This is a genomic window from uncultured Psychroserpens sp., assembly GCF_947492715.1.
GTDB lineage: Bacteria > Bacteroidota > Bacteroidia > Flavobacteriales > Flavobacteriaceae > Psychroserpens.
In genome coordinates, this window is the sequence record NZ_CANLNS010000014.1 from 1 (window position 1) to 5,502 (window position 5,502).

The 5,502-nt window shown below is 45.6% G+C and carries 2 tRNA genes and 3 rRNA genes; all 5 read left to right on the forward strand.

From position 1 onward, the window contains the following. The first annotated feature begins 426 nt into the window (after positions 1–426). The 5 genes from Q0787_RS19185 (at position 427) to rrf (ending at position 5,450) form a co-directional block, all read left to right on the forward strand. Positions 427–1,950: ribosomal RNA gene (locus tag Q0787_RS19185) — 16S ribosomal RNA — on the forward strand. Between the two features lie 84 nt (positions 1,951–2,034). Continuing rightward, positions 2,035–2,108 (forward strand) — tRNA-Ile (locus Q0787_RS19190). 80 nt (positions 2,109–2,188) lie between these two features. Then, positions 2,189–2,262, forward strand: a tRNA-Ala gene (locus Q0787_RS19195). A gap of 153 nt (positions 2,263–2,415) precedes the next feature. Beyond that, positions 2,416–5,235, forward strand: a 23S ribosomal RNA gene (locus Q0787_RS19200). A gap of 107 nt (positions 5,236–5,342) precedes the next feature. Beyond that, positions 5,343–5,450 (forward strand): 5S ribosomal RNA (gene rrf, locus Q0787_RS19205). Together the 16S, 23S and 5S rRNA genes with 2 tRNA genes alongside form the textbook arrangement of a ribosomal RNA operon. Positions 5,451–5,502: the final 52 nt, after the last annotated feature.

Below are 5,502 nucleotides of genomic sequence, written 5' to 3' on the forward strand. Positions count from 1 at the left end.
AAAAAAAGAGGTTTGTAAAGCGTTCATTATAAGGGGTTGTGGGGTTTGAAAAAAAATAGTTTAAAAAAAGCTTGAAAAAGTTTTGGTGGAAAGAAAAAAGGGGTTGTATATTTGCACCCGCTAACGAGATAAGTTAGTAAAGTTCTGGGGTAATATTTTGGTTAAATAGAGAGTTAGAAAAAATAATTCAAAAAAAAATCAAATAGTTATTGTGGGAATAAAAAAAGGGTTTTATATTTGCACCCGCTTAGGTAATAAAGTGCTTAAGAAAAGATAGTAAAAAAGTTCATTAACATATTGAATTGACAGCGTAAGGAAGTTATTGGAAACGATAATTTTCGAACAAAAGAATAGACCATTTTGAGTACTGAAATTAAACAATTTCGATTAGTTGTTAAGAAACAAGTGGAAACACTTAAAAATTTAACGATGAAGAGTTTGATCCTGGCTCAGGATGAACGCTAGCGGCAGGCCTAACACATGCAAGTCGAACGGTAACATGAAGTGCTTGCACTTTGATGACGAGTGGCGCACGGGTGCGTAACGCGTATACAATCTACCTTTTACAGGGGGATAGCCTTTAGAAATGAAGATTAATACCCCATAGAATAATAATATGGCATCATATAATTATTAAAGATTCGTCGGTAAGAGATGAGTATGCGTTCTATTAGCTAGATGGTGTGGTAACGGCATACCATGGCAACGATAGATAGGGGCCCTGAGAGGGGGATCCCCCACACTGGTACTGAGACACGGACCAGACTCCTACGGGAGGCAGCAGTGAGGAATATTGGACAATGGAGGCAACTCTGATCCAGCCATGCCGCGTGCAGGAAGACTGCCCTATGGGTTGTAAACTGCTTTTATACAGGAAGAAACCGCTCTACGTGTAGAGCTCTGACGGTACTGTAAGAATAAGGATCGGCTAACTCCGTGCCAGCAGCCGCGGTAATACGGAGGATCCAAGCGTTATCCGGAATCATTGGGTTTAAAGGGTCCGTAGGTGGATAATTAAGTCAGAGGTGAAAGTCTGCAGCTCAACTGTAGAATTGCCTTTGATACTGGTTATCTTGAGTTATTATGAAGTAGTTAGAATATGTAGTGTAGCGGTGAAATGCATAGATATTACATAGAATACCAATTGCGAAGGCAGATTACTAATAATATACTGACACTGATGGACGAAAGCGTGGGGAGCGAACAGGATTAGATACCCTGGTAGTCCACGCCGTAAACGATGGTTACTAGCTGTTCGGACTTCGGTCTGAGTGGCTAAGCGAAAGTGATAAGTAACCCACCTGGGGAGTACGTTCGCAAGAATGAAACTCAAAGGAATTGACGGGGGCCCGCACAAGCGGTGGAGCATGTGGTTTAATTCGATGATACGCGAGGAACCTTACCAGGGCTTAAATGTAGAGTGACAGGACTAGAGATAGTTTTTTCTTCGGACACTTTACAAGGTGCTGCATGGTTGTCGTCAGCTCGTGCCGTGAGGTGTCAGGTTAAGTCCTATAACGAGCGCAACCCCTGTTGTTAGTTGCCAGCGAGTCAAGTCGGGAACTCTAACAAGACTGCCGGTGCAAACCGTGAGGAAGGTGGGGATGACGTCAAATCATCACGGCCCTTACGTCCTGGGCTACACACGTGCTACAATGGTAGGTACAGAGAGCAGCCACTACGCGAGTAGGAGCGAATCTATAAAACCTATCACAGTTCGGATCGGAGTCTGCAACTCGACTCCGTGAAGCTGGAATCGCTAGTAATCGCATATCAGCCATGATGCGGTGAATACGTTCCCGGGCCTTGTACACACCGCCCGTCAAGCCATGGAAGCTGGGAGTGCCTGAAGTCCGTCACCGCAAGGAGCGGCCTAGGGTAAAATTAGTAACTAGGGCTAAGTCGTAACAAGGTAGCCGTACCGGAAGGTGCGGCTGGAACACCTCCTTTCTAGAGAAAGACGACTAAGCGAGATAAGTAAAGAAAGAGATAGTTTATTCTTTTGCTGTTAATTTAAATGATCTATTATAGTAGAGTCTCATAGCTCAGCTGGTTAGAGCGCTACACTGATAATGTAGAGGTCGGCAGTTCGAGTCTGCCTGAGACTACTATCTATAATATATAAAGGAAATTCTAGAAGTTGTCAATTCTAAATTCATAGTTCAGGACACAATGTTCTGGAATAAATGGGGAATTAGCTCAGCTGGCTAGAGCGCCTGCCTTGCACGCAGGAGGTCACCGGTTCGACTCCGGTATTCTCCACGAATCTGTACAATTACAGATAAACGTTCATTGACATATTGAAAAAAGATACATAAAAATAGTATAACAACATTAGTTGTTATACAGAATCGTAATTAGTTAAGGTTTACGAGCTTTTAACTAATTATAAACTCATTAAAAAGACAAAAAGTACAATAAGCTACATAAGAGCGTATGGGGAATGCCTAGGCTCTCAGAGGCGATGAAGGACGTGATAAGCTGCGAAAAGCTGCGGGGATTGGCACATACAAATTGATCCGCAGATATCCGAATGGGGCAACCCAGCATATTGAAGATATGTTATCCGTAAGGAGGCGAACCCGGAGAACTGAAACATCTAAGTACCCGGAGGAGAAGAAAACAAAAGTGATTCCGATAGTAGCGGCGAGCGAACTCGGATTAGCCCAAACCATAATTGTTACGGCAATTGTGGGGTTGTAGGACCACGATATTTGATGCGTAATGAATTAGAACACTTTGGAAAGAGTGACCATAGAGGGTGATAGTCCCGTATAAGTAAAGATCGTTATTGATAGTGGTATCCTGAGTAGTGCGGGGCACGTGTAACCCTGTATGAAACTGGCGGGACCATCCGTTAAGGCTAAATACTCCTGAGAGACCGATAGTGAACTAGTACCGTGAGGGAAAGGTGAAAAGAACCTTGAATAAAGGAGTGAAAAAGATCCTGAAACCATACGCTTACAAGCGGTCGGAGCCCTTTGGGGTGACGGCGTGCCTTTTGCATAATGAGCCTACGAGTTACCGTTGCTAGCAAGGTTAAGGACTTCAGGTCCGCAGCCGTAGCGAAAGCGAGTCTGAATAGGGCGCTTTAGTTAGTAGTGGTAGACGCGAAACCGTGTGATCTACCCATGGGCAGGGTGAAGCTGTGGTAACACACAGTGGAGGCCCGAACCGGTTGACGTTGAAAAGTCTTCGGATGACCTGTGGGTAGGGGTGAAAGGCCAATCAAACTCGGAAATAGCTCGTACTCCCCGAAATGCATTTAGGTGCAGCGTTGATTTATAGTTTTATAGAGGTAGAGCTACTGATTGGATGCGGGGGCTTCACCGCCTACCAATTCCTGACAAACTCCGAATGCTATAAAATGTTGATCAGCAGTGAGGGCATGGGTGCTAAGGTCCATGTCCGAGAGGGAAAGAACCCAGACCATCAGCTAAGGTCCCCAAATGTATGTTAAGTTGAATAAACGAGGTTGAACTGCTTAGACAGCTAGGATGTTGGCTTGGAAGCAGCCATTCATTTAAAGAGTGCGTAACAGCTCACTAGTCGAGCGGTTCGGCATGGATAATAATCGGGCATAAACATACTACCGAAGCTATGGACTTGTAAAAGTGGTAGGGGAGCATTGTAGTGTCGTCGAAGGTGTACTGCGAGGTATGCTGGAGAAGCTACAAAAGAAAATGTAGGCATAAGTAACGATAATGCGGGCGAGAAACCCGCACACCGAAAGACTAAGGTTTCCTCAGCTATGCTAATCAGCTGAGGGTTAGTCGGGACCTAACGCGAACCCGAAAGGGGAAGTGGATGGACAACAGGTTAATATTCCTGTACCTGCTCACACTAAAAGTGACGGAGGCGTATATTTGGTGCGTGCTGACGGAAATGCACGTTGAAGCCAGTGGTAACACGGCGATAGTACACTGAGACTACGGTCAAGGTGATAATCCAGAGAAGCGACTTCCAAGAAAAGCGAGTGAAGCAGCCCGTACCCTAAACCGACACAGGTAGTTGGGATGAGAATTCTAAGGTGCTCGAGAGATTCATGGCTAAGGAACTAGGCAAAATCGGCCCGTAACTTCGGGAGAAGGGTCGCCCATCTTCGGATGGGCCGCAGTGAAAAGGTCCAGGCGACTGTTTATCAAAAACACAGGGCTCTGCTAAATCGAAAGATGATGTATAGGGCCTGACACCTGCCCGGTGCTGGAAGGTTAAGTGGAGGGTTTAGCTTCGGCGAAGATCTGAAATGAAGCCCCAGTAAACGGCGGCCGTAACTATAACGGTCCTAAGGTAGCGAAATTCCTTGTCGGGTAAGTTCCGACCTGCACGAATGGTGTAACGATCTGGACACTGTCTCAGCCATGAGCTCGGTGAAATTGTAGTATCGGTGAAGATGCCGATTACCCGCAGTGGGACGAAAAGACCCCGTGAACCTTTACTATAGCTTAGTATTGGCTTTGGATAAGTAATGTGTAGGATAGGTGGGAGACTATGAAGTGGCGTCGCTAGGCGTTGTGGAGTCATTGTTGAAATACCACCCTTTGCTTATCTAGAGTCTAACCTCTTACAGAGGGACAGTGCTTGGTGGGTAGTTTGACTGGGGTGGTCGCCTCCAAAAGAGTAACGGAGGCTTCTAAAGGTTCCCTCAGCACGCTTGGTAACCGTGCGTAGAGTGCAATGGCATAAGGGAGCTTGACTGAGAGACATACAGGTCGATCAGGTACGAAAGTAGAGCATAGTGATCCGGTGGTTCCGCATGGAAGGGCCATCGCTCAAAGGATAAAAGGTACTCCGGGGATAACAGGCTGATCTCCCCCAAGAGCTCACATCGACGGGGGGGTTTGGCACCTCGATGTCGGCTCGTCACATCCTGGGGCTGGAGAAGGTCCCAAGGGTTGGGCTGTTCGCCCATTAAAGTGGCACGCGAGCTGGGTTCAGAACGTCGTGAGACAGTTCGGTCTCTATCTACTGTGGGCGTTAGAAATTTGAGTGGATCTGACTCTAGTACGAGAGGACCGAGTTGGACTAACCTCTGGTGTACCAGTTGTTCCGCCAGGAGCATTGCTGGGTAGCTACGTTGGGAAAGGATAAGCGCTGAAAGCATATAAGCGCGAAACCTACCACAAGATGAGATTTCTTTAAAGGGTCGTGGAAGATGACCACGTTGATAGGCTATAGGTGTAAAGGCAGTAATGTCATAGCCGAGTAGTACTAATAACCCATAGGCTTATTGTACGCCTGTTTTTTTAGAGTTACAATATATTTTTATGATGTTTTTTTTCAATATGTTATTATATACGGTTAAGTATTGATATCATACTCAATACACACACCGAAAGATTTAAGGTGATTATAGCGATGGGGCTCACCTCTTACCATTCCGAACAGAGAAGTTAAGCCCATTTGCGCCGATGGTACTGCAATCGTGGGAGAGTAGGTCGTCGCCTTTTTTGAAACCCTTTTCATATATATATGAAAAGGGTTTTTTGTTTTTTATATACT